We start from the raw sequence: 1,365 nt of genomic DNA on the forward strand, positions 1-1,365 counted from the left end.
AATCTTGGAGCAGATATCTTTTTTACTCATTGGAGTCCTTTTGATGCATTAGAGGGGAATGGACTTGACCAGGGTTGGCCTGAAAAATTGCGTCTGGAGTTATTAAACTTAGGGGTTAGAGCAAAACATATGGAGGCAAATTTATCAAAAATTGAAACGCCCAATTCCATAATGGACCAAGTAGAGAGAGAACTGGGAAGAGCCACTATTCTGATTAATAATGCGACATATGAGCGTTCTACAAATTACAGGGATTTGGATAGTGCTATTTTAGACAAACATTACTCTGTCAACGTTAGAGGTACAGTCCTGCTGACAACAGAATTCGCAAAACGCTTTGCAGATAACTTGTCTGATGACGAAACTGGCAGGGTTATTTTCATGGTTTCAGGAGGACCTGATCCGAATAACTTGGCATACATTAGTACAAAGTCCGCATTAGTGGGATTAGTAGAACCCCTTTCGGTTGCATTGGCACCTCTAAAAATAACCGTTAATGGTTTTAATCCCGGACCAACAGATTCAGGTTGGATGAATGATGAAATGAGACAATATTTCATCAATATGTTTCCAATGGGCAGAATTGGATTGCCCGAGGATGCTGCAAAAGGAATAGGTTTATTATCAAGTGATTCCGCTCAATGGATTACCGGGCAGATAATCCGTTCTGAAGGTGGCTATTTAGGAAAGTGATTCAAAATGTACTAAGCTAATTGGGAAACGATAGCGCCACAAAGCGCGACGGCAGCCGACCTGAAGCTCGGCTGCCGTTGTCTTATCAAAGTAGTATTAGTTCGTGTGAGCGATGGCACTGATTTCGATCAGTTGCTCGGGAGCTGCGAGGTAGTTCACGCCGATGCAGCTGCCGGCCGGCCTATGTTGTCCGATGTAATCCTTGAACAGACGAATGCATGGCTCGAAATGCTCTTGCGCATTTGTCAGATAGACCTCTACATAAGCGAGGTTCGACTTCGTGACACCAAATCCCGTCAGCACGCGATCGAGATTTTCTAGTGTCTGGCGGGTCTGTGCCTCGATATCTCCCCGACCAACAAACGCTCCTTCTGAATCGTGGGAAAACTGTCCCGAAATGTAAATGGTGCCATTGACGCTATAGCCCTGGGTGATGCCGTGATCCCAGAGATCGTGATTGAAAGTTTTAACATTAATCATATTTTTCGCTCCTTTACTTCAAAGTAAGGCTAGTATAAGATGAGCGAAAATAAAAATATAGTACGCACTTTATTGATAGGTACTATCAGAAAGGATAGTGGAACTATGGGTATGGCTGAGTATAAAGGCAAAGTTAATAATATTCAGGATACGCCTTTTGGTTATACATTGTCAGTTATCGGTGGCAAATGG

General features: G+C 43.1%; 2 protein-coding genes and 1 pseudogene. 2 read left to right on the forward strand and 1 reads right to left on the reverse strand.

The features are described 5' to 3' along the window. Positions 1-693 (forward strand): SDR family oxidoreductase (locus FHS18_RS33995; protein ID WP_183604814.1); only part of this gene is annotated, 693 nt, incomplete at its 5' end. 96 nt (positions 694-789) lie between these two features. Here FHS18_RS33995 and FHS18_RS34000 read toward each other — a convergent pair. Next, positions 790-1,173, reverse strand: a complete 384-nt coding sequence (locus tag FHS18_RS34000; protein ID WP_183604815.1) for a RidA family protein — start codon at positions 1,171-1,173, stop codon at positions 790-792. Positions 1,174-1,278: 105 nt separating this feature from the next. Here FHS18_RS34000 and FHS18_RS34810 point away from each other — a divergent pair. Then, positions 1,279-1,365: pseudogene (locus FHS18_RS34810) on the forward strand (winged helix-turn-helix transcriptional regulator); the annotation flags it as partial.

This window comes from Paenibacillus phyllosphaerae (assembly GCF_014192105.1).
In the GTDB taxonomy this organism is placed as follows: domain Bacteria; phylum Bacillota; class Bacilli; order Paenibacillales; family Paenibacillaceae; genus Paenibacillus_Z; species Paenibacillus_Z phyllosphaerae.